A 24,145-nucleotide genomic window follows, 5' to 3' on the forward strand; every position below is an offset into this window, starting at 1 on the left:
TTTGGAGGCGCGATCCGGAGTCGAACCGGACTAACCGGATTTGCAATCCGGGGCATAACCGCTTTGCTATCGCGCCGCCGTAAACCCGATCAAAGCCGTTGGTGCGACTTTGACGAAAAAGGGAAGCCGGGGCTTCCCTTCGAAATACATGGAGCGGGATAAGAGGCTCGAACTCTCGACCTATACCTTGGCAAGGTATCGCTCTACCAACTGAGCTAATCCCGCTTTGTTTCACCAGACATTCAGCGCTTGCGTTGCTTGTCTAGCGAAGCTGGCATTGTAATCCATTTTTTGGTCGGATGACAAGCCAGTCGCACACTCAATGCGGCACGACCGTGCTCTTGGCCGCGCCCTCCTCCGGCTTCGCCGCGCTGACGGGCACTTCCTCGTCCGGCAGCGGCGTCGGCACGGACTCCAGAGCAACCTCCAGCACACGTTCGATCCAGCGCACAGGCACGATCTCCAGCTGGTTCTTCACGTTCTCCGGGATGTCCTGCAGGTCCTTGACGTTCTCTTCCGGGATCATCACGGTCTTGATGCCGCCGCGGTGGGCCGCGAGCAGCTTCTCCTTCAGGCCTCCAATCGCCGTGACCTCGCCACGCAGCGTGATCTCGCCGGTCATGGCGACATCAGCGCGCACCGGGATGCCAGTAAGCGCCGACACGAAGGCCGTCGTCATCGCGGCACCCGCGCTCGGACCGTCCTTGGGCGTGGCGCCATCGGGTACGTGCACGTGCACGTCGCGCTTCTCGAAGACCTCGTCCTTGATGCCCAGCCGACGGGCTCGCGAACGCACAACGGTGCGCGCTGCCTCGACGGACTCCTTCATCACGTCACCCAGTGAACCCGTACGGATGATGTTGCCCTTGCCCGGCATCGCAGTGGCTTCGATGGTCAGCAGGTCGCCGCCCACCTCGGTCCACGCAAGGCCAACCACCTGGCCGACCTGATTCTTCTTCTCCGCACGGCCAAAGTCGTACTTGCGCACACCCAAGAAGTCGTGGAGGTTGTCCTCGGTGACTACCACCTTGCCCTCGTAGGTCTTGAGCTGGATGCCCTTGACCACCTTGCGACAGATCTTGGACATCTCGCGCTCAAGCGAGCGCACGCCAGCTTCCCGCGTGTAGTAGCGGATGACGCCACGGACGGCCGACTCGGTGACCTCCAATTCCTCGTCCAGCACGCCGTTGTTCTTGCGCTGCTTGGGCAACAGGTAAGTCTGGGCGATGTTGACCTTCTCGTCCTCCGTGTAGCCCGACAGGCGAATGACCTCCATGCGGTCCAGCAGGGCCGGCGGGATGTTCATCGAGTTGGAGGTGGCGACGAACATCACGTCCGAGAGGTCAAAGTCGACCTCGACGTAGTGGTCGCCGAAGGTGTGGTTCTGCTCGGGGTCCAACACCTCAAGCAGCGCCGACGACGGATCGCCGCGGAAATCCATACCCAGCTTGTCGATCTCGTCGAGCAGGAACAGCGGATTGCGCACGCCCACCTTGGACAGCGACTGCAACACCTTACCCGGCATGGAGCCGATGTAAGTGCGGCGGTGGCCACGGATCTCGGCCTCGTCACGCACACCGCCCAGCGCCATGCGGATGAACTTGCGGCCGGTGGCGCGCGCCACGCTCTGGCCGAGCGAGGTCTTGCCCACGCCCGGAGGGCCGACCAGGCACAGGATGGGAGCCTTGACCTTGTCCACGCGCTGCTGCACCGCAAGGTACTCAAGGATGCGGTCCTTGACCTTCTCAAGGCCGTAGTGGTCTTCGTTCAGCACATCCTCGGCATTCTTGAGGTCGTGCTTGATCTTGGTCTTCTTGCTCCAGGGCAGATTGACCAGCGTATCGATGTAGTTGCGCACGACCGTGGCTTCGGCAGACATGGGCGACATCAGCTTGAGCTTCTTCAGCTCCGCGTCGGCCTTCTTGCGCGCCTCCTTGGGCATCTTGGCGGCGAGGATCTTCTTCTCGAGTTCCTCCATGTCGGCGCCTTCTTCGCCGTCACCCAGCTCCTTCTGGATCGCCTTGACCTGCTCGTTCAAGTAGTACTCGCGCTGGCTCTTCTCCATCTGGCGCTTGACTCGGCCACGGATGCGCTTCTCCACCTGCAGGATGTCAACTTCGTGCTCCAGCAGGTCCAGCAGCTTTTCAAGGCGCTTGGCCACATCGGCCAGATCGAGCACGGCCTGCTTGGCGTCGAGCTTGAGCGGCAGGTGGGCAGCGATGGTGTCGGCCAGGCGGCCGGGATCGTCAATGCCGCCGATGGACGTGAGGATCTCGGGCGGGATCTTCTTGTTGAGCTTGACGTACTGGTCGAACTGCTGCGTCACAGCGCGGCGCAGGGCCTCGACTTCGGGCGCGTGCTCGGTCTCGGGCGGGATGGGCGTGACTTCGGCGACGAAGTGCTCACCCGGCTCGGTGATGGACTGGGTCGTGGCGCGCTGCAAGCCCTCGACCAGCACCTTCACGGTACCGTCAGGCAGCTTCAGCATCTGCAGGATGCTGGAGACGCAGCCGACCTCGAACATGTCCTCGGGCTTGGGCTCGTCCTTGCCGGCGGCCTTCTGGGCGACCAGCATGATCTGGCGGCCGGCCTCCATCGCGGCTTCCAGCGCCTTGATGGACTTGGGGCGCCCGACGAACAGCGGGATGACCATGTGCGGGAACACGACCACGTCACGCAGCGGCAGCAGCGGCAGCGTGATCGGATCGGCGGGGAGGATGGGGTGTCCGGACATGAAGACCTCTCTTTCTCAGGCCGATATCGGGCCTGAGAGGGCGATTGCAAGCGGATGGGAAGGCGTGTGGCTCAGGCGCTGGCCTTGGCTTGCTCGCGATAGACCAGCAAGGGGCGCGAAGACGCGTCCTCGATGTTGTGCTCGTCCAGGACGACCTTCTCCACGCCGTCGAGCGCGGGCAGGTCGAACATGGTGTCGATGAGCGATTGCTCCATGATGGACCGCAGGCCGCGAGCACCGGTCTTGCGGGCCAGCGCCTTGCGGGCGATGGCGGCCAGAGCCGGCTTGCGGATCTCCAGCTCGACGCCGTCCATCTCGAACAGCTGCTGGTACTGCTTGACCAGCGCGTTCTTGGGTTCGGTCAGGATCTGCACCAGCGCGTCCTCGGTCAGCTCGCCCAGCGTCGCGACGACCGGCAGGCGGCCCACCAACTCGGGGATGAGGCCGAACTTGATGATGTCCTCGGGCTCGCACTCGCGGAACACCTCGCCGACCTTCTTGTCGCTCTTGCTGCGCACCGTGGCACCGAAGCCGATGCCCGACTTCTCGCTGCGGTTCTGGATGACTTTCTCTAGGCCGTCGAAGGCGCCGCCGCAGATGAACAAGATGTTGGTCGTGTCGATCTGCAGGAAGTCCTGGTTGGGGTGCTTGCGCCCGCCCTGCGGGGGCACCGAAGCCATCGTGCCCTCCACCAGCTTGAGCAGCGCCTGCTGCACTCCTTCACCCGACACGTCGCGGGTGATGGAGGGGTTGTCCGCCTTGCGCGAGATTTTGTCGATCTCGTCGATGTAGACGATGCCTCGCTGCGCGCGCTCGACGTCGTAATTGCAGTTCTGCAGCAGCTTCTGGATGATGTTCTCGACGTCCTCGCCGACGTAGCCGGCCTCGGTCAGCGTCGTCGCGTCGGCGATCACGAACGGCACATTCAGCAAACGCGCCAGCGTCTGCGCCAGCAGCGTCTTGCCCGAGCCCGTCGGGCCGATTAGCAGGATGTTGCTCTTGGAGAGCTCGACCGATTCCTTGGTCGTGCTCATGTGGCGCAGGCGCTTGTAGTGGTTGTAGACAGCCACGGCCAGCGTGCGCTTGGCCACGTCCTGCCCGATGACGTACTGATCCAGGCTGGCCTTGATCTCGCTGGGCACGGGCAGGTCGGACTTGCCGGCTCGCGCAGCCGGCGCTGGCGCCGGGATCTCGTCACGGACGATGTCGTTGCACAGCTCGATGCACTCGTCACAGATGAAGACGGACGGGCCGGCAATCAGCTTCTTGACCTCGTGCTGGCTCTTGCCGCAGAACGAGCAGTACAAAACTTTTTCGCTGGAGTTGCCTTTTTTGTCGGCCATGGGTCTGCTCGGAAATGCCAGGGAACAGGCGGGTGCCTGAATGATGATAGACCAAACGATCTCGGGGCCCTTGTGGGGATAAGGGCCCCGATTCCGCTGCGAATCCGGGGGCGGTTACGCCCCCTCACAACTCAGGGCCGATGTTCCAGCACCTGGTCGATCAAGCCGTAGCTCTGCGCCTCGGCGGCTGACATGAAATAGTCGCGCTCGGTATCCGACTGGATTTTCTCCAGCGTCTGGCCGCTGCGCTCGGCCAGGATGCGATTCAGGGTCTCGCGAGTCTTCAGGATTTCACGCGCATGGATTTCAATATCCGTGGCCTGACCCTGCGCACCGCCAAGCGGCTGATGGATCATGACCTTGGCGTTGGGCAGCGCGAAACGCTTGCCCTTGGCGCCGGCAGAAAGCAGGAAGGCGCCCATGCTGGCCGCCATGCCCATGCACAAGGTCGAGACCTCGGGTTTGATGAACTGCATGGTGTCGAAGATGGACATGCCGGCCGACACGCTGCCGCCGGGGCTGTTGATGTAGAGCGAGATGTCCTTGTCGGGGTTCTCGCTCTCCAGGAACAGCAGCTGGGCGACGACCAGGTTAGCCACCGCGTCGTTGACGGGGCCGACCAGGAAGACGATGCGCTCGCGCAGCAGGCGCGAGTAGATGTCGTAGGCGCGCTCGCCACGGCCGGACTGTTCGATGACCATGGGGACCAGCCCCAGGTTACTGGTGTCGAGAGCGCTCATTCAGATCCTTGAAGACAAAGCGGTAACAGCTGTTATGGGGACGGATTATGGCCACGCAAGTAAAAAAGGCGCCGGCCTTGCGGCACGGCGCCTTCGTGAGGCGAAGGACTCTCAGTTGCCCTGGGCCATCAGTTCGTCGAAAGGCAGGGCCTTGTCAGACACCTTGGCCGTCGACAGCACGAAGTCCGTGACATTGTTCTCAACCACGACAGCTTCCACTTCGGCCATGCGCTCGCGGTCGCTCAGGTACCAGCGCATCACTTCGGCAGGCTTCTCGTAGCTCTGCGACAGCTCTTCGATATGGGCCTGCAGCTGGGCCGGCTTGGCCTGCAGGTTGTTGGCGCGCACCAGCTCGGCAACGACCAGACCCAGGCGCACGCGGCGCTCAGCTTGCGGCTTGAACAGGTCAGCGGGGATTTCAGCCTTGTCGGCATCCTTGACGCCGCGCTTCTTCAGGTCTTCTCGAGCCTGGCCGACCATGCGCTCGGCCTCGCCCTGCACCAGCGCGTTGGGCACATCGAGCTCGGACGCAGCGACCAGGGCATCCATGACGGCACCCTTGTTGCGGGCCAGCACGCGGAACTTCACTTCGCGCTCGAGGTTCTTCTTGATGTCGGCACGCAGCGCGTCGACCGAAGCATCCTTGATGCCCAGCGACTTGGCGAACGCCTCGTTCACTTCCGGCAGGTGCTGGGCTTCGATCTTCTTCACCGTGACGAGGAAGTCGGCTTCCTTGCCGGCCACGTCCTTGCCATGGTAGTCCTCGGGGAACTGCAGCGGGAAGGTCTTGCTCTCGCCGGCCTTCATGCCACGCACGGCAGCGTCGAACTGCTCCAGCATCTGGCCTTCGCCGATCAGGAACTGGAAGCCTTCGGCCTTGCCGCCCTGGAAGGGCTCGCCGTCGATCTTGCCTTCGAAGTCGATCGTGACGCGGTCGCCCGCCTGGGCCACGTCGGCGGCCGGGCGCTGGGCGAAGGTGCGGCGCTGCTTGCGCAGGATCTCGACGGTCTTGTCGATGGCCTCGTCCGTTACGTCGCTGGTGACGCGCTCGACTTCGGCGGCGGCCAGGTCGCCGATCTTGACTTCGGGGTAGACCTCGAAGGTTGCATCGAACGCCATCTGGCCCTCGGGCGCCTCGTTCTTCTGCTCGATGCGGGGCATGCCGGCCACGCGCAGTTGGGCTTCGTTCGCCGCGCTGTTGAAGGCGGCGCCCAGCTTGTCGTTGACGACTTCGTACTGCACCGAGTAGCCGTAGCGCTGGGCCACGACGTTCATCGGCACCTTGCCGGGACGGAAGCCGTCGGCCTTGACGGTACGGGCCAGCTTCTTCAGGCGGGCTTCGACTTCGCTGTTGATGTCAGCGGCCGCGACGTGCAGGGTGATGCGGCGTTCCAGCTTTTCAAGGGTTTCGACGGTGACGGCCATGATGGACTCGGGAACAGTTGAAGGACAGTGGTGGTGCGCGGGGCCGGACTCGAACCGGCACGCCCGTGAAGGCGTCAGGACCTAAACCTGGTGCGTCTACCAATTTCGCCACCCGCGCGGGTCTTGCTTGGATTGCTGTTTGCTGCCGTTCGGCATGGTGCAGCAACCCTGTAGGCGATTCGGCAAACCGGCGATTGTAGCGATCTCCCGCGGTTTGCCCGCCGCCCCTTGTGCGCGGGGCGGCAAAACCCTGACGAACAGGGTCAGAGCTGGCTGCCGACTTCCTCGTGCAGTTGGCTGTGCATGCGGCTGTGCTCCTCGGGCCGCTGCACGCGGAACCAGGCCGCGTACATGGCCGGCAGCGCCAGCAGTGTCAGCACGGTGGCGACGATGAGGCCGCCCATGATGGCCACGGCCATCGGCCCCCAGAACACGCTGCGCGACAGCGGGATCATGGCCAGCACCGCAGCAGCAGCGGTCAGCACGATGGGCCGGAAGCGTCTTACGGCCGACTCGACGATGGCCGACCAGTCCGGCACGCCGCGGGCGCGATCCTGCTCGATCTGGTCGATCAGGATGACCGAGTTGCGCATGATCATGCCCATCAGCGCAATCACCCCCAGCAGCGCCACGAAGCCAAACGGCCGGTTCAGTAGCAACAACGCCATCGCCACGCCGGCAATGCCCAGCGGACCGGTCAGGAAGACCAGCATCGCACGGCTGAAGCTCTGCAGCTGCAGCATCAGCAGCGTGAAGGTGATGAACAGCATCACCGGCACGCCGGCCGCGATGGAGCCCTGGCCCTTGCTGCTCTCCTCCACCGCGCCTGCGATCTGGATGCCGTAGCCCGTGGGCATCTGCTTCTGCAGTTCATCCAGCTTGGGCCAGACCTCCTTGGTGACCGTCGCCCCTTGCAGTCCTTCAGCGACATCGCCCTGCACGGTGACTGCGTAGTTGCGCCCCTCGCGCCACATCACGCCGGGCTCCCAGGCGAACTCAACGCGTGCGATCTGCGTCAGAGGAATGGCGCGCCCCGTGCTGGTGGGCACGTAGGCATTGCCGATGTCGGTGATGACCGCGCGCTCGTCCTCGGGCTGGCGCAGCACGATGTCAATGAGCTTGTCGGCCTCGCGGTACTGACCGATGACGGTACCCGACAGCAGCGTGCGCGCGGACTGCGCCAGCCCCTGACTGGTGACGCCCAGCGCCCTCGCCTTGTCCTGGTCCACGTTCAGGCGCAGAGTCTTGACGTTCTCGTTCCAGTTGTCGTTGACGCCTCGCATGTTGGGGCTGGCGCGCAGGATGTCCTTGGCCTTGTCGGCCCAGTCGCGAACCACCTTGGGGTCGGCGCCCGTGACGCGGAACTGCACCGGGTATTGCACCGGCGGCCCGTTGGGCAGCAACTTGACCCGACCGCGCGCTTCCGGGAACTCTTCCGCCAGCACCGCCGGCAGGCGCTTGCGCAGCTCCTCGCGCTCGGCGAGCCCCTTGGGCAGCAGGATGGACTGCGTCACGTTCGATGCCGGGAAGATGGTGTCCAGCGGCAGGTAGAAGCGCGGCACGCCGGAGCCCACCCAGCTCGTGACCGTGGCGATGCCAGGCTCCTTGAGCATGCGGGCCTCGAAGCGCTTGGCCAGTGCCTCAGTCTCCTGGATCGTGGAGCCCTCGGGCAGCGTGAGATCCACCAGCACCTCGGGACGGCTGGAGTCCGGGAAGAACTGCTGCTGCACCCGGCCCATGCCAACCACGCCGAGTCCGAAAACGAGCAGTGTCAGGCCGATGGTCTTCCAGCGGTTCTCCACGCACCATCGCACCAGGTTGCGGAAGCGGTTGTAGAAGGGGGTGTCGAAGAGTTCGTGCGTCTCACCCTCGGCCGCCGGCCGGCTCTTGAGGAGCAGCGCGCCCAGGTAGGGCACGAAATAGACCGACGCCACCCAGGAGATCACCAGCGCCGCCGCAGTGACGGCAAAGATCGCGAACGTGTACTCACCGGTTGTCGACTTCGCCAGGCCGATGGGCAGGAAACCCACCGCCGTGATCAGTGTGCCCGTCAACATGGGCATGGCCGTCACGTCGTAGGCGTAAGTGGCGGCGTGCATCTTGTCATAGCCCTCTTCGAGCTTGCGCACCATCATCTCGACGGCAATGATGGCGTCGTCCACCAGCAGACCCAACGCGATGATCAGTGAGCCCAGCGAGATCTTGTGCAGGCCCACGCCCCAATAGAACATCGCAACGAAGGTGATGGCCAGCACCAGCGGGATGGTGATGGCGACAACGAGTCCGGGCCAGATGTCGATGCGCAACGGCCGGGTGTGCAGCCCCAGCGAGATGAAGCTGACTGCAAGCACGATGACGACGGCCTCGATCAGCACATGCACGAACTCGCCGACCGAGGTCGTGACAGCCTTGGGCTGATCTTGGATCTGCTCCAGGTGGATGCCCGCGGGCAGGTCCCGTTCTATGCCCTTGAATGCAGCGTTCAAGGCCTTGCCCATCGCGATGATGTCACCGCCCTTGGCCATCGAGACCCCCAGCGCCAGCACTTCCTTGCCCTGATGACGCACCGTGGTGGTGGGCGGGTCGACGTAGGCACGCTTGATCTCCGCGATGTCGCCCAGGCGCAGCTGGCTGGCCGCGCCTGTCTGTGGGTTGACCGCTCGTATCGGCAGCTCGGCCAGCGCCTGGGTGGACGTGAACTGCCCCTGCACGCGGATCTGGAAGTTGGCGCTGCCGGCATTTAGCACGCCCGCACCCTCGACCGCGTTTTGCGCGCCGATCTGGTTGATGACCTGGCTGAAGTCCAGCCCCAGTTGGGCCAGGCGCTTCTGCGAAACCTCGACGAAGAGCTTCTCGGGCTGGATGCCCATGATCTCCACCTTGGCCACGTCCTTGACCTGCAGCAGCGCCTGGCGCACGCGGTCAGCATGCTCGCGCAATTCCTCGCGGCTGAAGCCGTCGCTGGAGAGCGCATAGATGGAGCCGTAGACGTCGCCGAACTCGTCGTTGAACAGCGGACCCAGCACGCCCTGCGGAAGTGTGGCCCGCATGTCGCCGACCTTCTTACGCACCTGATACCAGATCTCGGCCACCTCCTTGGGTGGCGTGCTGTCCTTGAGCTGGAAGATGGTGATGGACTCGCCGGGCTTCGTGGACGAGCGGATCTTGTCCGCGTAGTTCACCTCCTGCAGCGTCTTCTCGATCTTGTCCGTGACCTGATCGGCCATCTGCTGTGCCGTGGCGCCCGGCCAGAAGGCCTGGATGACCATCACACGGAAGGTGAATGGCGGGTCCTCGTCCTGGCCGAGCTGGAAGTAGGCGGCGAAGCCCATCAGCATCAGCACCACCATCAAGTAGCGCGTCAGTGCCGGATGCTCCAGCGCCCAGCGCGAGACGTTGAACCCGCCGACGTAGGGTTGCTTGGTGATCGGGGAACTGTTCATCGTGCGGCCCCGGCTCAGCGCGACGCCGCTGGAGCTGGCGCATCACCCATCGTGCGTGGCGGCACGTAGCGCTTGACCTTCTGCCCCGGGTTGAGCACGTGCACGCCGGCGACGACGACCTCCTGGCCCGGGCTCAGCCCGCCAGCGATGACAACCTCGTTGCCTTCGGCGCCACCCACCTGCACAGGCACCGGCTTGACCGTCATGGATGCGCCATCCAACGCCCAGACAGACGTCTTGCCCCCTTGCTGCAGCACTGCAGCCAGCGGCAGCTTGATGACGCCCGACTGCTGAGGCAGATCCAGCACGACGGTGGCAGACTGGCCCAGCCGCACGTCCAGCTTGCCGGCATCGGCCTTGAGGAGAAATGTGCGCGTTACCGGGTCCGCCGCCGCAGCGGCCTCGCGCAACGTCAGCGGCCAGGTCTTGTCGCTGCCCCACAGCCGCGCCTTCAGCGCACCGGGCTGGGCGGCTGCAGCCCTCACGCGGGCGATCTGATCCTCGGGCACCGAAAAGACGATGTCGCGCGGACCGTCCAGCGCCACAGTCACCACCGGCGTGCCGGCAGCCAGTACCTGGCCCGGCTCGGCAAGGATACCGGTGACGACCCCCGGGCCATCGGCCACGAGCTGGGCGTAGCCGGCCTGGTTGCCCTGAACGTCAGCCTGGGCCTTGGCCTGCTCCAACTGGGCCTGTGCTGCCTTGAACGCCGAATCGCGGCGTTCAAGCTCGGCGGCGCTGATGAAGCCCTGGCGCTGCAAGTCGACGAAGCGCTTGTAGTCCGCCCCAGCCTGATCACGGTTGGTGCGCGCAGCGGCCACGCCGGCGGCGGCAGCGGCTTGGGCCAGCCGCAGATCCTGCGCGTCGATACGGGCCAGCACCTGGCCCGCCTTGACGGTGTCGCCCAGATTCACCGCCCGATTCAACAGTTTGCCGCTGACGCGAAAGGACAGGCGCGACTCGATGCGCGGCTTCACCTCGGCCGCATACTCATGGCTGGCGCTCGCCATGCCGGTGCTGACGAGCTGGGTGCGTACCGCCCGCTCCGGCTCGGGCGCGGCGGGCTGCTTCCCACAGCCCGACACCAGTGCCGAAAGCAGTGTCGCCAGCAGCAGGGGCGACGCGAGACGCAGAAGATGGGGCATGCAGACCTCGGCAGGGGTGAGTCGGCCGGGAGAACACTTTAATGACCGGCGGGTCAGTAATGTATTCAGAGCCTGTGACAACTGTCAAACCTCGCAGAATTTCGCTGTTACGTCGGGGCTTTGCAAGCGGAACTTGAGAAAAAGCTTGAGCGTCGACCACTACGAGAACTTTCCCGTCGCTTCCGTGCTGTGCCCGCCCGCGTTGCGGCCGGCAGTCGTCGCCGTCTATCACTTCGCGCGCACGGCCGACGACCTGGCCGATGAGGGCGATGCCAGCACCGCCGAGCGTGTCCGGGCGCTGCGCGACTATCGCGCCGATCTGGCCGCCACTGTGGCCGGCCAGCCCCCCTCTTCGCAATGGATGCACGTCTATGCCCCTCTGGCAAGAGAGATGCACCGCCTGCAGCCGGCGCTACTGCACGACCTGCTTGACGCCTTCGAGCAGGACCTCAGCCCCCCGGGCTACCGCGACCGCGAGCAGCTGCTGGACTATTGCCGCCGCTCGGCCAACCCGGTCGGCCGGTTGCTGCTGGGCCTGTACGGTGTCGACGACCCAAGCTCGCTGCGCCGCTCGGACGCAATCTGCTCAGCACTCCAGTTGATCAACTTCTGGCAGGACTTCAGCCGCGACGGCCCCAACGGCCGGCTCTATGTGCCGCAGGCTGACCTCGACCGGCACGGCGTCGGGGCCGAAGAGGTGCTGGCTTGCCGAGACAGCCCAGCCGCCCGCGCGCTGATCAAAGACCTCTGCACCTGGGCCGGTGGATTGATGCGGGAGGGTGCCCCGCTAGCCCTTGCATTGCCCGGCCGCGCCGGCTGGGAGCTGCGCTTGGTCGTCCAGGGCGGCCTACTCATCCTCGACAAGATCGCTGCTCGCAATCACGACAGCCTGCTACACCGCCCCGCACTCAGGGTTTGGGACCTCCCTCGGCTGGCCTGGCGCGCCCTGACAATGCGGGCCGCACCATGAGCCCAGAGCAATACGTCCAGGAGAAAGCCGCCGCGAGCGGTTCGAGCTTCTATTACGCCTTCCTGTTCCTGCCGCCACCCCGGCGCGCGGCGATCACAGCCTTCTATGCCTTCTGCCGCGAGGTGGACGACGTCGTCGACGAGACCCACGACGCCGGCGTCGCCGCGACCAAGCTGGCCTGGTGGCGCAAGGAGGTGGCCGGCGCCTGCGCCGGCCAGCCCAGCCACCCGGTCATGAAGGCACTGATGCCCCATGTGCAGGCCTTCGACATCCGCGCAGAGCATCTGAACGCCGTCATCGAAGGCTGCGAGATGGACTTGCAGCAGACGCGCTACCTGGACTTTCCCGGCCTGGCGCGCTACTGCCACCTGGTGGCCGGCGTGGTCGGCGAGGTGGCGAGCGGCATATTTGGCCGCACGCAGCCGCAGACCGTCGAGTACGCCCACAAGCTGGGCCTGGCTATGCAGCTGACCAACATCTTGCGCGACGTCGGTGACGACGCGCGGCGCGGCCGCATCTACATTCCCGTGAACGAGCTGCAGCAGTTCGGCGTCAAAGCCAGCGAGATCCTGCTGCGAACCAAGCCCTGGGGCTACAGCGAGCGCTTCACGGCGCTGATGCAGTTCCAGGCCCAGCGCGCGCACCGGCTCTACGACGAAGCACTGGCGCTTCTGCCCGAGGCTGACCGCAGCACCCAGAAGCCGGGGCTGATGATGGCAAACATCTACCGCGCGCTGCTGGTCGAGATCGAGCATGAGGGCTTCCAGGTGCTGCACCAGCGCATCGCGCTGACGCCGGTACGCAAGCTCTGGATCGCGATGAAAACCAATTGGCGCGGCAAGTGAGCCGCGTCGCCATCGTCGGCGGCGGCTGGGCCGGCATCGCGGCCGCCGTCAAGCTGGCCGATGCGGGCCACAACATCACCGTTTTCGAGATGGCCCCGCAGCTGGGCGGCCGCGCACGTAGCGTGGCGGGCCAGGATCCCGCCTGGCCCCACGACAACGGCCAGCACATCCTGATTGGCGCCTACCGCGACAGCCTGGCGTTGATGCAACGCCTGGGCGCTGAGCCGTGCGAGGCGCTGGCGCGCCTGCCGCTTGCCCTGCCCTACCCAGGTGAACCTGGCCTGCGTTTGCCGCCGGGCTCGCCGCTGGTCAGCTTCACGCGCGGCGTGCTCGCCCACCATGGCTGGCCGCTTTCGGCCCGGCTGGGGCTGTTGAATGCCGCAGCGGGCTGGCTGGCGCGCGGCTTTCGCTGTGACGCGGCCCTAAGCGTCGCAGACCTGTGCGCGGGCCTCGCTGCGGCCGTGAAGCGCGACCTCGTGGAACCGTTGTGCATCGCCGCGCTGAACACCCCAGCGCCCAAGGCCAGCGCGCAGGTCTTCCTGCGCGTGCTCAAGGATGCCCTCTTCAGCGGAGCCGGCGGGGCAGACCTGCTGTTGCCGAGGCGGCCGCTGTCTGATCTGCTGGCCGGGCCGGCCGCCACGTGGCTCGGGCCTCGACTGCGCCTGGGCTACCGGGTGCAGGAGATTGCACCCGGCTGGCGCGTCGACGGCGAGTCCTTCGATGGCGTTGTTCTCGCCTGCACCAGCACCGAGGCCGCCCGGCTGACCGCGGACCTCGCGCCGGACTGGTCGGCCACGGCCAGCGCGCTGGGATTCGAGCCCATCATCACCGTCTACCTGAACAGCCCTGGTAGCAGGCTGCCCGCACCCATGCTGGCGCTGCGCGACGGACCGGACGCACCGGCCCAGTTCGTCTTCGACCAGGGCCAGCTCGGTGGCGCACCGGGCCGCTTCGCCTTCGTCGTCAGCGGCGCGGCGCCCTGGGTAGCGCGGGGCGGCTGCGCGGAGGCCGTGCAGGCCCAGGCGCGGCGCGAGCTGCACTGGGCCACCCCCCCCGTCATCGACAGGATGCTGACCGAAAAGCGCGCCACATTCGCCTGCACGCCGGGCCTGGTGCGGCCGCCCCACCGCATCGCGCCGGGGCTGTTCGCAGCCGGCGACTACGTCCTGGGGCCCTACCCTGCCACGCTCGAAGGCGCCGTGCGCGCCGGCCTTGCAGCCGCTCAGGGCATTGGCACCGGCGCGAACGGCGCAGCCAGCGGCTCGCCGACGAAGACGCCCTGAGCTGGCCAGGCAACGCTGTGCCAGTAGGCCTCCAGCGCGCTGACGCCCTGAGCATAGGCCTGGATAAGGATTTGCGGATGCGGAAACTTCTGCAGGTGGTTGCAAGGCTCGCTGACCGTGCCGTAGGTGGCCGTCGCGCCCGCGTCGATCCAGTCGAGGATGTTCATCTGCCCCTCACCAGCCGGCCGGTCAAGCTGGCCGCCGAACGAGGTCAGGTGGTCGGCCAGCGCACCGGGCAACCATTCACCGCCCAACGGCGCAGGCACGCGAGCCAGGCCGGTCTCGTAGACGAGGGTGCGGCGCATGGCAGGCAATGCCTCGCTCTTCACGCGTACGACCTCGAAGCCGGGCGCGCCCGGCACCGGGCCAGCCGGTGGAAACAGGCGCTCGCGGACGTTGCGAGCGGTGTCAGGCGTTGTCACGAGATAGGCCACGGCCGCCTCGGGCACGATCGTGGCCAGCCGATGGTCGGCAGCGATGCCGCGCTCGATCATGGCCATGGCCGCAGGTACAGAGCGGGCCGCCAGCTGCATCGTCGGCCGCACGCCGATGACCAGCCAGGGCCGGGCGCCGAAGTAACTCGCGTAGGGGTTGGTACGCGTGGCAGCACAGGTGTTCGAACACAGATCGGGTTGCAGGCCCAGCCCGAGGGCGCTGGTCAGTGAATTGCAGCCAACGGCATAGGGCTGCACCCAGGCCAGGGCAAGGCCGTTGACGTTCTCGGGCATGTGGCTACGCAGCGCCTGGTCCAGCGTCGCGAATTCCTCCTGCGTAAGGCTGGGCCTCACGGGCAGTTGGACGCGCAGGATCTGCTCGGCTGGAATGCCGCGTCGCTTGGCGTAGTACTCGCCGATGGTGACCGAGTAGGGGTCGGCCGTATTGATGACCAGGCCCAGTTCATGAGCCGTGATACGCCCGTACAGCCGCGGCGCGCGCGCCCAGCGCGCCTCCCCCCCCCCACTCGCCGCAGGTACCGGTTCGGCCGCCTGGACCGCGCCCACGCAGGCCAGCAGGAGCCCCGCCAGGATTTGCCATCTGCTGAAGCACGCTTTCGCCATACAAAACACCCGCAATCTCCCCCACAATGAGGCCATGAAATCCAAAGAGGCCCAGCAGACCCCGGCCATCCAGGTGCTTGAGCGCATGTTCGCGCTGCTGGACGTGCTGGCCGGCCACCAGGACCCGGTGTCGCTGAAGGCCTTGTCCGAGGCCACGGGCCTGCACCCGTCGACGGCTCACCGCATTCTCAATGACCTGACCCTGGGCCGCTTCGTCGACAGGCCAGAAGCGGGCAGCTATCGGCTGGGCATGCGCATGCTGGAGCTGGGCAACCTCGTCAAGGCAAGACTGGATGTGCGCGACGCGGCGCTGCCGGCCATGCGCGAACTGCACAAGTTCACCCACCAGCCGGTCAATCTGTCGGTTCGCCAGGGTGATGAGATCGTCTACATCGAGCGGACCTACTCCGAGCGCTCGGGCATGCAAGTCGTGCGCGCCGTCGGTGGCCGCGCGCCTTTGCATCTCACATCAGTGGGCAAGCTCTTCCTGGCTGGCGACGACAGTCCGCGCGTGCGCGCCTATGCGACGCGCACCGGCCTGTCCGGCCACACCCGCAACAGTCTCACCGACATCGGTGCGCTGGAACGGGAACTGGCCATGGTGCGCCAGCGCGGCATCGCTCGCGACGACGAGGAACTGGAACTGGGCGTGCGCTGCATGGCCGCCGGCATTTACGACGACCAGGCCAAGCTGGTGGCCGGGCTATCCATCTCGGCGCCAGCCGACCGGCTGGAGGAAAGCTGGGTGGTGCGTCTGAAGGAGACGGCGGCGCAGATCTCCGCGGCGCTGGGCCACCGCGCCTGACCTTCTCCGCAAAAGCAGACGCGGCGCCGAGGCGCCGCGTTTTTATTGCCGGGTCGGTCGCTCAGAGCTTGGTGGACACCGCCGCGTTGTCGCCCTGGCTGGCCAGCCACTTGCGCATGCGCTCGGCGTCGGCGATCCGAGATGCCTTGCCGCTGGAATCCAGGAACACCATGATGAGTTTGCGGCCGGCCATACTGGCCTGCATGACCAGACACTTGCCGGCCTCATTGATGAAGCCCGTCTTCTGCAAGCCGATATCCCACAGCGGGTTGGACAGCAGGCCGTTGGTGGAGCGGAACTGCACCAAGCGCTTGCCCAGGGCCACGCGGGCCTCGCGCGACGTCGACAGGTCGCGCAGCAGCGTCACCTGGCTGGTCGTGTTGACAAGCTTGGCCAAGTCGGCCGCGCTACTCTGGTTGCGGCTGGATAGGCCAGTGGGTTCAACGTAGTGCGTGTCGACCATGCCCAGGCTCTGGGCTTTTGCATTCATCGCCGCCACGAAAGCCTCCAGCCCGCCCGGGTAGCTGCGGCCCAGTGCGTGGGCGGCACGGTTCTCGCTCGCCATCAGCGCCAGATGCAGCATGTCGCCACGTGTCAGCGTCGTACCGACAGCCAGGCGCGACCGGGTGTTCTTCTCCGTGTCGATGTCGTCGGTGGTGACCGTGATCTTCTCGTCCAGCGACAGGCCGGCCTCCACCACGACCAGGGCAGTCATCAACTTGGTGATGGAGGCGATGGGCAGCACCGCCTGCGGGTTCTTGGAGAACAGCACCTCGTTGGTGTCCTGATCCAGCACGTAGGCCACGCTTGACTTCAGCGACAGCGGGTCGTCCACGTCGTGCAGGCCGGCCACCTGTCCGAAGGTCGGCACCGCCGGAACAACCGGAGCAGCCTTGCGCACGACGACGGACTTGACCTTGCGGGTCTGCGTCGGCGTGGCCTTGGTCTTGGATTTGCTGACCGTGGCGGCCTCGGCAGCCCCCATGGATAGCAGGGCGAGGCTCAAAAAGGCGGCGGCAAAAGTCTTCAACGGAATCCCCAACGGCTAGGCAGCAGTGTAAATGAAGCCAAAACTCCTGACAAGATAAGAACTTAAGTGAGATACCTCAAGTGAATTCCTGTCCTGACACTTCGAACGGGGCGTTCCAGGCTCGCCACCGGCACTTTCGCTTTGCAGCGCAATCCAAACGCATGGAAGTAGGCCTTGGCTGACAGATCCCTGCCATCGGGTTGGCCCCGGATGCCAAGGATTCCCGCCTGACCACCCCATCCACCGCGGACATGGGCTCCATGGGCTGCGATTCTGCGGTCGCCCCGAGCGATCCCGCGCGGGAGCAACAAGGCTTTTCCGCGCCAGATTCCTCATCCAGCCGGAAACGCTTGTAACCGCCGCGCCCGGCGTCACGGCGCCTGCAGGCCGACCAGCAGGGGTTCAGCCCTGTGCCGCCACTCGCTCCGTCTTGCTCTGCAACTTGTTCAGCGCGCTGAGATACGCCTTGGCGGAGGCCACCACGATGTCAGGATCGGCGCCCACGCCATTGACCACACGTCCAGCATGCTGCAGCCGCACGGTCACCTCGCCCTGCGACTCGGTGCTGCCACCGGTGATGGCGTTGACCGAATACAGAACCATTTCCGCTCCCGATTCGACGACCGATTCGATGGCGCGCAGCGTGGCGTCCACCGGGCCGTTGCCGTCGCTCTCTGCGCGGTGCTCTTGGTGGCCGACGGCAAAGACGATGGCGGCATGCGGGCGCTCGCCAGTCTCGGAGCGCTGGGCCAGCGATAGCAGGCGGTAGTGCTCGGCATCGTTGACGACTGACTCGTCCATGACGAGCGCGACGATGTCCTCATCAAAGATCTCGTTCTTGCGATCGGCCAGATCCTTGAAGCGCTGAAAGGCCGCATTGACCTCGGCCTCGCTCTCCAGCTGGATGCCCAGCTCCTGCAGACGCTGCTTGAAAGCGTTGCGGCCCGACAGCTTGCCCAGCACGATCTTGTTGGCCGCCCAGCCCACATCCTCCGCGCGCATGATCTCGTAGGTGTCGCGCGCCTTCAGCACGCCGTCCTGATGGATGCCGCTGGCGTGTGCGAAGGCATTGGCGCCAACGACGGCCTTGTTGGGCTGCACGACAAAACCGGTCGTCTGCGATACCAGCTTGGAGGCCGGCACGATCTGCGACGTCTCAATGCCGACGTCCAGGCCAAAATAGTCGCGCCGGGTCTTGACGGCCATGACGACTTCTTCGAGCGAACAGTTGCCGGCACGTTCGCCCAGGCCGTTGATCGTGCACTCGATCTGCCGCGCACCGCCGATCTTCACGCCGGCCAGAGAATTGGCGACCGCCATGCCCAGGTCGTTGTGGCAGTGCACGCTCCAGATGGCCTTGTCGCTGTTGGGTACCTTCTCGCGCAGACGATGGATGAAGTCGCCGTACAGCTCGGGGATGCCGTAACCCACCGTGTCGGGGATGTTGATGGTGCCGGCGCCCTCGTTGATGACGGACTCGCAGACGCGAGCCAGGAAGTCGATGTCGGAGCGGTAGCCATCCTCGGGCGAGAACTCGATGTCGCCGCACAGGTTGCGTGCGAAGCGCACGGCCAGCGTAGCCTGCTCCAGCACCTGTTCGCGGGTCATGCGCAGCTTCTTCTCCATGTGGAGCTCGCTGGTAGCGATGAAGGTGTGGATCCGCGCACGCTCGGCCGGCGCCAGAGCCTCGGCGGCACGCGAGATGTCGCGGTCGTTGGCCCGGGCCAGGGAGCAGACGGTGCTGTCCCTGACCGCTGCGGCGATGGCCTTGACGGCCTCGAAGTCGCCATTGCTGGATGCCGCGAAGCCGGCCTCGATGACGTCCACCCTCATGCGCTCGAGCTGGCGGGCAATGCGCAGCTTCTCCTCGCGCGTCAACGACGCGCCGGGCGACTGTTCGCCATCACGCAGCGTGGTGTCGAAGATGATGAGCTTGTCGGTCATCGGACATTTTCCTCTCGTGTTTGCTGCACCGCCACCGGTGCGCGCGACAGGCCGGACAGGATGGCCTGCATGGATGCTCGCACGATGCTGCCATCAATGCCCACGCCATGACGGGTCACGTCGCCGACTCGCAGCTCCAGGTAAGCCACGGCACGGGCATCGGCACCGCTACCGATCGCGTGCTCGTGGTAGTCCAGCACGCGCACCTCTTGGCCCAGGCGAGTCGACAGCGCGTTGACAAATGCATCGATGGGGCCATTGCCCTCTCCCTGCACATGACCCATCCAGCCGCCCAGAACCACCTCGGCCGACAGCCGCATCGCGCCGCCCGTCACCTCTGTCATCTGCGGCTGCACGACGGAGGCCTCCGCGTTACCGATGCCGTACTCACGCTCGAAGATGGCATAGATGTCGGCCGCAGTCAGCTCCTTGCCGGCGTCGTCCATGACGCGTTGCACGACCTGGCTGAACTCGATCTGGAGGCGGCGCGGCAGCTCCAGGCCGTACTCGGCCTCCAACAGGTAGGCGATGCCGCCCTTGCCGGACTGGCTGTTCACGCGAATGACGGCGTCGTAGCTGCGGCCCAGGTCCTTGGGATCGACGGGGAGATAAGGCATGTCCCAGAGGTCGCCCTCCTGACGTGCCGCGAAGGCCTTCTTGATCGCGTCCTGATGCGAACCAGAGAAGGAGGTATAGACGAGGTCGCCCACATAGGGGTGGCGTGGGTGGACCGGGATCTGCGTGCAGTGCTCGACACAGCGGCGTACCTCGTCGATGTCGGAGAAGTCCAGCTGCGGATCCACACCCTGGGTGTAGAGGTTGAGCGCGATGTTGACGACGTCGACGTTGCCGGTGCGCTCGCCGTTGCCGAACAGGCAGCCCTCGACGCGGTCGGCGCCCGCCATCAACGCGACCTCGCCGGCCGCCGTGCCCGTGCCGCGGTCATTGTGCGGGTGGACGGACAGCACGATGCTGTCGCGGCGCGCCAGGTTGCGGTGCATCCACTCGATCATGTCCGCGAAGACGTTGGGCGTGCTGTGCTCAACTGTGGACGGCAGGTTGATGATGCACTTGCGCTCAGGCGTGGGCTCCCACACCGCGGTCACCGCGTCGACCACGCGCTTGCTGAAGGTCAGTTCGGTGCCGGAGAACATTTCGGGCGAGTACTCAAAACGCCAGTCCGTGCCCGGCCGCGAAGCGGCGAGCTCCTTGATCTGACGAGCGTGAGAGCTGGCCAGCTCGACGATGCCGTCCTCGTCCGTCCCCAGCACGACGCGGCGCATGATGGGCGCAACGGCGTTGTAGATGTGGACGATGACGCGTTTGGCGCCATCCAGCGACTCGAAGGTGCGCTCGATCAGATGGGAGCGCGCCTGCGTCAGCACCTGGATGGTGACGTCATCGGGAATGTGGCCACCATCGATGAGCAGGCGGATGAAATCGAACTCGGTTTGCGATGCCGACGGGAAGCCGACCTCGATCTCCTTGAAGCCGATCTTCACAAGTTGCTGGAACATGCGCAGCTTGCGCGGGATGTCCATGGGCTCGATGAGCGCCTGGTTGCCATCGCGCAGGTCGGTGCTCAGCCAGATCGGCGCACGGGTCAGCACGGCGTCGGGCCAGGTGCGGTCCGGCAGGGCGACGGGGGCGAAGGGGCGGTACTTGATCTGCGGTTGCTTCAACATGGTCATTCCATCCGTTGGGGTGGTGCAACCTGCAGCATCAGAAAACAAGAACGGCCCGCTGCGGTTGCATACGGGCCGTTGGTGTCAGTTTGAGCTTATGTGCGGTGCGAGCGTATAGGCGCGGCTGACTAGCGAACCCGTGGTTCCTCTAGGGCTAGTAGCAGGCTAATTCGCGTGGCGCGGCTCATGGGGCAGGAATCTAGCACGAAAGGCTATTGATGCAAGCCTCGTTCGTCCGGCTCGTCGGTACTCGTGGAGATGACGCTGACGGGCTTGCCCTTGGCCTTGCGCCACGCATAGATGACGTAGCCCGACAGGCCGTAGACGCAGAAGGCACCGAAGAGAACGCGCGACGGGTCGAGTGCCGCCAGGCCGATGCCGAGCATGATGACAACCAGCACGACGAAGGGCACGGAGCGCCTCCTGTCAAAGACTTTGAAGCTGTAGAACGGAGCATTCGTCACCATCGAAAGGCCGGCGAACAGCGTCACGCCGTAGGCCGCCCAGGCCACCCAACTGCCGGGCTGCACGCCGGTGTAGGCCGCCTGATCCACCACGGCCCAGATGAAACCGATCACCAACGCCGCCGCAGCCGGGCTGGGCAAGCCCTGGAAGAAACGCTTGTCGACGACGCCGATGTTGACGTTGAAACGCGCCAGGCGAAGCGCAGCGCCCGCGATATAGACAAAGGCCGGGATCCAGCCTGGCTTTCCCATGTCCTTCAGCGCCCACATATAGACGATGAGGGCTGGAGCGGCGCCGAAGGCCACCATGTCGGACAGACTGTCCATCTGCTCGCCAAAAGCCGACTGCGTATTGGTCATGCGCGCGACGCGGCCGTCCAGGCTGTCGAGGATGGCAGCAGCGAAGATGGCCACGCAGGCCACCTCGAAGCGACCATTCATGGCCATGACGATGGCGTAGAAGGCGCTGAAGAGCGCGCCCAGCGTGATGGCGTTGGGCAGCGCGTAAATGCCTTTGCGGCGGGGGCGGACGGCGAGGCTGGGCTCGTCGTCCTCGGAGGGCTCAGGAGTCATGGGCGGCAGGATAGCTCAGCGCCTTGCGGCGACGCCGCCTGATTGCTGACACCTCCCGGCGAATCACGCGCCTAGCATCGTTGAACGCGACATGAATGCGACAAGGAGGCCGCCATGAAGCTCGTCGAAGTTCGCACCTACCGCCTCAAGCCCGGCTGTGCCAAGCGCTTCATCGCCGCTGTCCAGGCGGCTCTGCCGCTGGTGCACGCCAGCGGCATGGATATCGTTGCCTTTGGCCGCTCGGATCACGAGCACGAGAGCTTCTTCCTGATTCGCGCCTTCGAAGGCCGCGAGCAACTGGCCGCGCAGCAGGACGCGTTCTACGGCTCCGCCGCCTGGCACCAAGGCCCGCGTGCCGAACTGGTCGACTGCCTGGACACCTACCTCAACACGCTACTGTGGCTGCCCGAAGCGGCTGTCGATGCGCTGCGCTCCAATCACCAGCCACGAGCACAGATCCGTTGGGCCGCTGCCTCCTGGCCGCGGATGGCCTCTACGCCCGCGCCCTGGCCGAGCTCAGGGCTGGCCGCAAGACCGGCCACTGGATCTGGTACGTGCTGCCGCAGTTGCGCGGCCTGGGGCGCAGCCCGATGGCCCAGGCCTACGGGATTGCCGGTCGCGCGAAGGCCGAGGCCTGCCCGCCCATTCGCTGCGGGTGGATGGCTGCGCGAGCGCGCGGGTCGTGCTCACGCACCAAGACCGCCCAGCGGCCAGCGTCCTGGGCGACGTCGATGCGCTGAAGTTCTGTTCTTGCCCGACGCATCTTCGATGCGGTATCTACTTCGCCGGCCAGCCTCTTCCACCAGGCACTGCAACGCTTGTGCGGCGGCAGGCCGGACGCGACAACGCTGGCTCCACTGCTTTGAAATCGGCATAGGGGGCCTCCTTGAGGAGGCGCCCCTGCCACACCACCTGGCATGCGGGTCCGCACCAGGCGGTTCGAGAGCTTGAGGTCAGGAGAGTCGGGGCAGGCCAAGTCGGTCGAACGACGCAATGTCCAGGACCGCATTGAGTCCCTTTGCGCTGTTACGCCACCAGCGTCGGCTGTTGGCCGCTACACGGTGAGCAACATCAGCGCGGGCGCCCAGCGCCAGCAGTTCCCGATACATAGTCGTTCCGCGTTTCCAGTGCTTAAGCTGTAGGGCCCTCAGCCGGTGGCGTAGCCATTCGTCCAGCTCGCGCCAGACGGTTGGTGTTTGCGCCATCCCGAAGTACGCCTTCCAACCCAGTAGATAGGGCCGCAGCCCTTGCACCACCTGCGCCATGCTGCGCCCGCCTGAGCGGCCGGTGAGTTGCCGGATGCGCGCTTTGAAGTTGTTCAGGGCCTTGTGAACCACTTTGCATTTCACCTCGCGCCCCTTAGCCACCCACAGCGTGTAGCCCAGGAATTTGCGTCCGAAGACGCTGCAGACCGCGCTCTTGGCTTCGTTGATCTGAAGCTTCAGCTTGCCGTACAGCTTCCTGAGCCACGCCATCACCCGCTCGCCGGCCTTCACGCTGCCCACATAGACGTTGGCGTCGTCGGCATAGCGCGCGAAGCTGTAGCCCCGCGCCTCCAGTGCCTTGTCCACCTCGTCGAGCAGCACATTGGCCAGCAGCGGACTCAGTGGCCCGCCTTGCGGCGTGCCCTGGTCTCGATCCACCTTGACCCCGCCCTCCATGATCCCGGCGTTCAGGTACGCGCGGATGAGCCGCAGCACGGCCATATCCGGGATGCGTTTCTTGAGCCGGTCCATCAGGATGTCGTGGTTCACCCGGTCGAAGAACTTCGCCAGGTCTACGTCCACCACCACGCGCTTGCCGGACTGGACATACGCCCGCGTGCCCGGCGTCACCGCGTCGTGCGCTCGCCGGCCCGGGCGGAACCCGTGGCTGTGGTCGCTGAAGCTGGGGTCGATCAGCGGTTGCAGCACTTGCAGCAGTGCCTGCTGGATCAACCGGTCCGTCACCGTCGGGATGCCCAGCTCGCGCTGGCTGCCGTCCGGTTTGGGGATCATCACCCGCCGTACCGGCGATGGCCGGTATCGCCCCGCCAGCAGCTCTTGGCGGATCTGCGGCCACTTCGTTTGCAGCAGGCGCTGGGTGTGCTCAATGTCGAGCCCGTCCACGCCCGCTGCGCCCTTGTTGGCCTTGACCCGCTTCCAGGCCGCTTGCAGGTTCTCTCTCGTCAGCGCCGCTTCCAGCAGGGTGCCAGCCCCCACCGTCTGCTTTGCCGACCCTGTGCCCTGGTGTTCATGGGACGGGCCGCAGGCTTCGTCACTGGCAGGATCACGCCCGGCTTCACCGTGCGCTACGCCTACCCGCCCGGACGCTGCCGGCATCTGACGCATGGCCTTTGGCATTCCCACGTCCTTGGTCACTCACTCCCGTTCGGTCCTTCGCCTCTCGCTGGCGGCCTCGGCGGCCCCGCTACCCAGCTACTACGACCTCTGCTGAGACCTCGCTCCGGCAGCGCCGTCGGCCTTTCAGCCATAAGGCGAGGCGTCCCCAGGTAAGGCACGCGCTCCTTCACCGCACAACCGCCGCATCTACGCCGCCTCGCCTTGATCACGAGAGCTTCGCGGTTTTCAGCCCGCTCGCCCTGCTCGGCAGCGCCTTCTATGCGGTTCTTGTTCATCGGCTCGCGGTTTGCGCTCCACGCTTCCTTCCCACGCTCGG

The 24,145-nt window shown here is 65.6% G+C and carries 18 protein-coding genes and 3 tRNA genes; 5 read left to right on the forward strand and 16 right to left on the reverse strand.

From position 1 onward, the window contains the following. Window positions 1-2 precede the first annotated feature (2 nt). The 9 genes from QM732_RS15520 to QM732_RS15560 all read right to left on the reverse strand — a co-directional run bounded on the left by QM732_RS15520 (window position 3) and on the right by QM732_RS15560 (window position 10,830). Window positions 3-76: transfer RNA gene (locus QM732_RS15520), tRNA-Cys, on the reverse strand. Window positions 77-149: 73 nt separating this feature from the next. Next, window positions 150-225 (reverse strand) — tRNA-Gly (locus QM732_RS15525). A gap of 94 nt (window positions 226-319) precedes the next feature. Further along, on the reverse strand, window positions 320-2,734 hold the full coding sequence (lon, locus tag QM732_RS15530) for an endopeptidase La (RefSeq protein ID WP_415657012.1): 2,415 nt from the start codon (window positions 2,732-2,734) through the stop codon (window positions 320-322). Window positions 2,735-2,805: 71 nt separating this feature from the next. Beyond that, the gene (gene clpX / locus QM732_RS15535; protein ID WP_415657013.1) at window positions 2,806-4,077 is read right to left on the reverse strand and encodes an ATP-dependent Clp protease ATP-binding subunit ClpX; all 1,272 of its coding nucleotides are present in this window, start codon (window positions 4,075-4,077) and stop codon (window positions 2,806-2,808) included. Window positions 4,078-4,208: 131 nt separating this feature from the next. Further along, window positions 4,209-4,817: an ATP-dependent Clp endopeptidase proteolytic subunit ClpP gene (gene clpP, locus QM732_RS15540; RefSeq protein ID WP_415657014.1), complete on the reverse strand. Its 609-nt coding sequence runs from the start codon at window positions 4,815-4,817 to the stop codon at window positions 4,209-4,211. Window positions 4,818-4,928: 111 nt separating this feature from the next. Further along, window positions 4,929-6,242: a trigger factor gene (gene tig / locus QM732_RS15545; RefSeq protein WP_415657015.1), complete on the reverse strand. Its 1,314-nt coding sequence runs from the start codon at window positions 6,240-6,242 to the stop codon at window positions 4,929-4,931. A gap of 31 nt (window positions 6,243-6,273) precedes the next feature. Beyond that, window positions 6,274-6,360: transfer RNA gene (locus QM732_RS15550), tRNA-Leu, on the reverse strand. A gap of 145 nt (window positions 6,361-6,505) precedes the next feature. Beyond that, on the reverse strand, window positions 6,506-9,685 hold the full coding sequence (locus QM732_RS15555; protein ID WP_415657016.1) for an efflux RND transporter permease subunit: 3,180 nt from the start codon (window positions 9,683-9,685) through the stop codon (window positions 6,506-6,508). A 14-nt stretch (window positions 9,686-9,699) separates the two neighbouring features. Next, complete coding sequence (locus tag QM732_RS15560; protein ID WP_415657017.1) at window positions 9,700-10,830, reverse strand: efflux RND transporter periplasmic adaptor subunit; 1,131 nt, start codon at window positions 10,828-10,830, stop codon at window positions 9,700-9,702. A 145-nt stretch (window positions 10,831-10,975) separates the two neighbouring features. Between QM732_RS15560 and hpnC the strand changes: the two genes are divergently transcribed. The 3 genes from hpnC to hpnE are packed head-to-tail and all read left to right on the forward strand — an operon-like array spanning window position 10,976 to window position 13,928. After that, complete coding sequence (gene hpnC / locus QM732_RS15565) at window positions 10,976-11,800, forward strand: squalene synthase HpnC (protein ID WP_415657018.1); 825 nt, start codon at window positions 10,976-10,978, stop codon at window positions 11,798-11,800. Further along, window positions 11,797-12,645: a presqualene diphosphate synthase HpnD gene (hpnD, locus tag QM732_RS15570; protein ID WP_415657019.1), complete on the forward strand. Its 849-nt coding sequence runs from the start codon at window positions 11,797-11,799 to the stop codon at window positions 12,643-12,645. The genes hpnC and hpnD overlap by 4 nt, the downstream gene beginning before the upstream one ends. Then, a complete protein-coding gene (gene hpnE / locus QM732_RS15575; protein ID WP_415657020.1) occupies window positions 12,642-13,928 on the forward strand; it encodes a hydroxysqualene dehydroxylase HpnE in 1,287 nt (428 codons plus the stop codon). Before hpnD ends, hpnE begins: the two co-directional genes overlap by 4 nt. On the opposite strand, the gene QM732_RS15580 is transcribed toward hpnE, so the two are convergent. Then, window positions 13,868-14,929, reverse strand: a complete 1,062-nt coding sequence (locus QM732_RS15580; RefSeq protein ID WP_415657021.1) for a TIGR03790 family protein — start codon at window positions 14,927-14,929, stop codon at window positions 13,868-13,870. The two genes, hpnE and QM732_RS15580, sit on opposite strands and share 61 nt — an antisense overlap. Window positions 14,930-15,020: 91 nt before the next feature. On the opposite strand from QM732_RS15580, the gene QM732_RS15585 reads away from it, so the two are divergent. Further along, the gene (locus QM732_RS15585) at window positions 15,021-15,791 is read left to right on the forward strand and encodes an IclR family transcriptional regulator (RefSeq protein ID WP_415657022.1); all 771 of its coding nucleotides are present in this window, start codon (window positions 15,021-15,023) and stop codon (window positions 15,789-15,791) included. Between the two features lie 61 nt (window positions 15,792-15,852). Here the strand turns inward: QM732_RS15585 and pbpG are convergent, their stop codons facing one another. From pbpG to QM732_RS15610, 5 genes are all read right to left on the reverse strand, one after another. Further along, the gene (pbpG, locus tag QM732_RS15590) at window positions 15,853-16,776 is read right to left on the reverse strand and encodes a D-alanyl-D-alanine endopeptidase (RefSeq protein ID WP_415659393.1); all 924 of its coding nucleotides are present in this window, start codon (window positions 16,774-16,776) and stop codon (window positions 15,853-15,855) included. Between the two features lie 447 nt (window positions 16,777-17,223). After that, window positions 17,224-18,765, reverse strand: a complete 1,542-nt coding sequence (locus QM732_RS15595; protein ID WP_415657023.1) for a 2-isopropylmalate synthase — start codon at window positions 18,763-18,765, stop codon at window positions 17,224-17,226. Next, the gene (gene leuA, locus QM732_RS15600; RefSeq protein WP_415657024.1) at window positions 18,762-20,450 is read right to left on the reverse strand and encodes a 2-isopropylmalate synthase; all 1,689 of its coding nucleotides are present in this window, start codon (window positions 20,448-20,450) and stop codon (window positions 18,762-18,764) included. Before leuA ends, QM732_RS15595 begins: the two co-directional genes overlap by 4 nt. Window positions 20,451-20,662: 212 nt before the next feature. Continuing rightward, window positions 20,663-21,487 carry a CDP-diacylglycerol--serine O-phosphatidyltransferase gene (gene pssA, locus QM732_RS15605; RefSeq protein WP_415657025.1) on the reverse strand — a complete coding sequence of 275 codons (825 nt, stop codon included), beginning with the start codon at window positions 21,485-21,487 and terminating at the stop codon, window positions 20,663-20,665. Window positions 21,488-21,550: 63 nt separating this feature from the next. Further along, window positions 21,551-21,784, reverse strand: a complete 234-nt coding sequence (locus QM732_RS15610) for a hypothetical protein (RefSeq protein ID WP_415657026.1) — start codon at window positions 21,782-21,784, stop codon at window positions 21,551-21,553. A gap of 164 nt (window positions 21,785-21,948) precedes the next feature. Between QM732_RS15610 and QM732_RS15615 the strand changes: the two genes are divergently transcribed. After that, window positions 21,949-22,227 carry a DUF1810 family protein gene (locus QM732_RS15615; RefSeq protein WP_415657027.1) on the forward strand — a complete coding sequence of 93 codons (279 nt, stop codon included), beginning with the start codon at window positions 21,949-21,951 and terminating at the stop codon, window positions 22,225-22,227. 213 nt (window positions 22,228-22,440) lie between these two features. On the opposite strand, the gene ltrA is transcribed toward QM732_RS15615, so the two are convergent. Continuing rightward, window positions 22,441-23,835 carry a group II intron reverse transcriptase/maturase gene (ltrA, locus tag QM732_RS15620; protein ID WP_415659394.1) on the reverse strand — a complete coding sequence of 465 codons (1,395 nt, stop codon included), beginning with the start codon at window positions 23,833-23,835 and terminating at the stop codon, window positions 22,441-22,443. Window positions 23,836-24,145 lie beyond the last annotated feature (310 nt).

The sequence above is a fragment of the Roseateles sp. genome (genome assembly GCF_047654805.1).
Lineage (GTDB): Bacteria > Pseudomonadota > Gammaproteobacteria > Burkholderiales > Burkholderiaceae_C > Pelomonas.

Excerpts from the sequence above, each read along its gene's own strand:
- lon (WP_415657012.1), bottom strand. The coding sequence starts at position 2,734 with ATGTCCGGACACCCCATCCTCCCCGCCGATCCGATCACGCTGCCGCTG.
- clpX (WP_415657013.1), bottom strand. The coding sequence starts at position 4,077 with ATGGCCGACAAAAAAGGCAACTCCAGCGAAAAAGTTTTGTACTGCTCG.
- clpP (WP_415657014.1), bottom strand. The coding sequence starts at position 4,817 with ATGAGCGCTCTCGACACCAGTAACCTGGGGCTGGTCCCCATGGTCATC.
- tig (WP_415657015.1), bottom strand. The coding sequence starts at position 6,242 with ATGGCCGTCACCGTCGAAACCCTTGAAAAGCTGGAACGCCGCATCACC.
- QM732_RS15555 (WP_415657016.1), bottom strand. The coding sequence starts at position 9,685 with ATGAACAGTTCCCCGATCACCAAGCAACCCTACGTCGGCGGGTTCAAC.
- QM732_RS15560 (WP_415657017.1), bottom strand. The coding sequence starts at position 10,830 with ATGCCCCATCTTCTGCGTCTCGCGTCGCCCCTGCTGCTGGCGACACTG.
- hpnD (WP_415657019.1), top strand. The coding sequence starts at position 11,797 with ATGAGCCCAGAGCAATACGTCCAGGAGAAAGCCGCCGCGAGCGGTTCG.
- QM732_RS15585 (WP_415657022.1), top strand. The coding sequence starts at position 15,021 with ATGAAATCCAAAGAGGCCCAGCAGACCCCGGCCATCCAGGTGCTTGAG.
- pbpG (WP_415659393.1), bottom strand. The coding sequence starts at position 16,776 with ATGGGGGCTGCCGAGGCCGCCACGGTCAGCAAATCCAAGACCAAGGCC.
- QM732_RS15595 (WP_415657023.1), bottom strand. The coding sequence starts at position 18,765 with ATGACCGACAAGCTCATCATCTTCGACACCACGCTGCGTGATGGCGAA.
- leuA (WP_415657024.1), bottom strand. The coding sequence starts at position 20,450 with ATGTTGAAGCAACCGCAGATCAAGTACCGCCCCTTCGCCCCCGTCGCC.
- pssA (WP_415657025.1), bottom strand. The coding sequence starts at position 21,487 with ATGACTCCTGAGCCCTCCGAGGACGACGAGCCCAGCCTCGCCGTCCGC.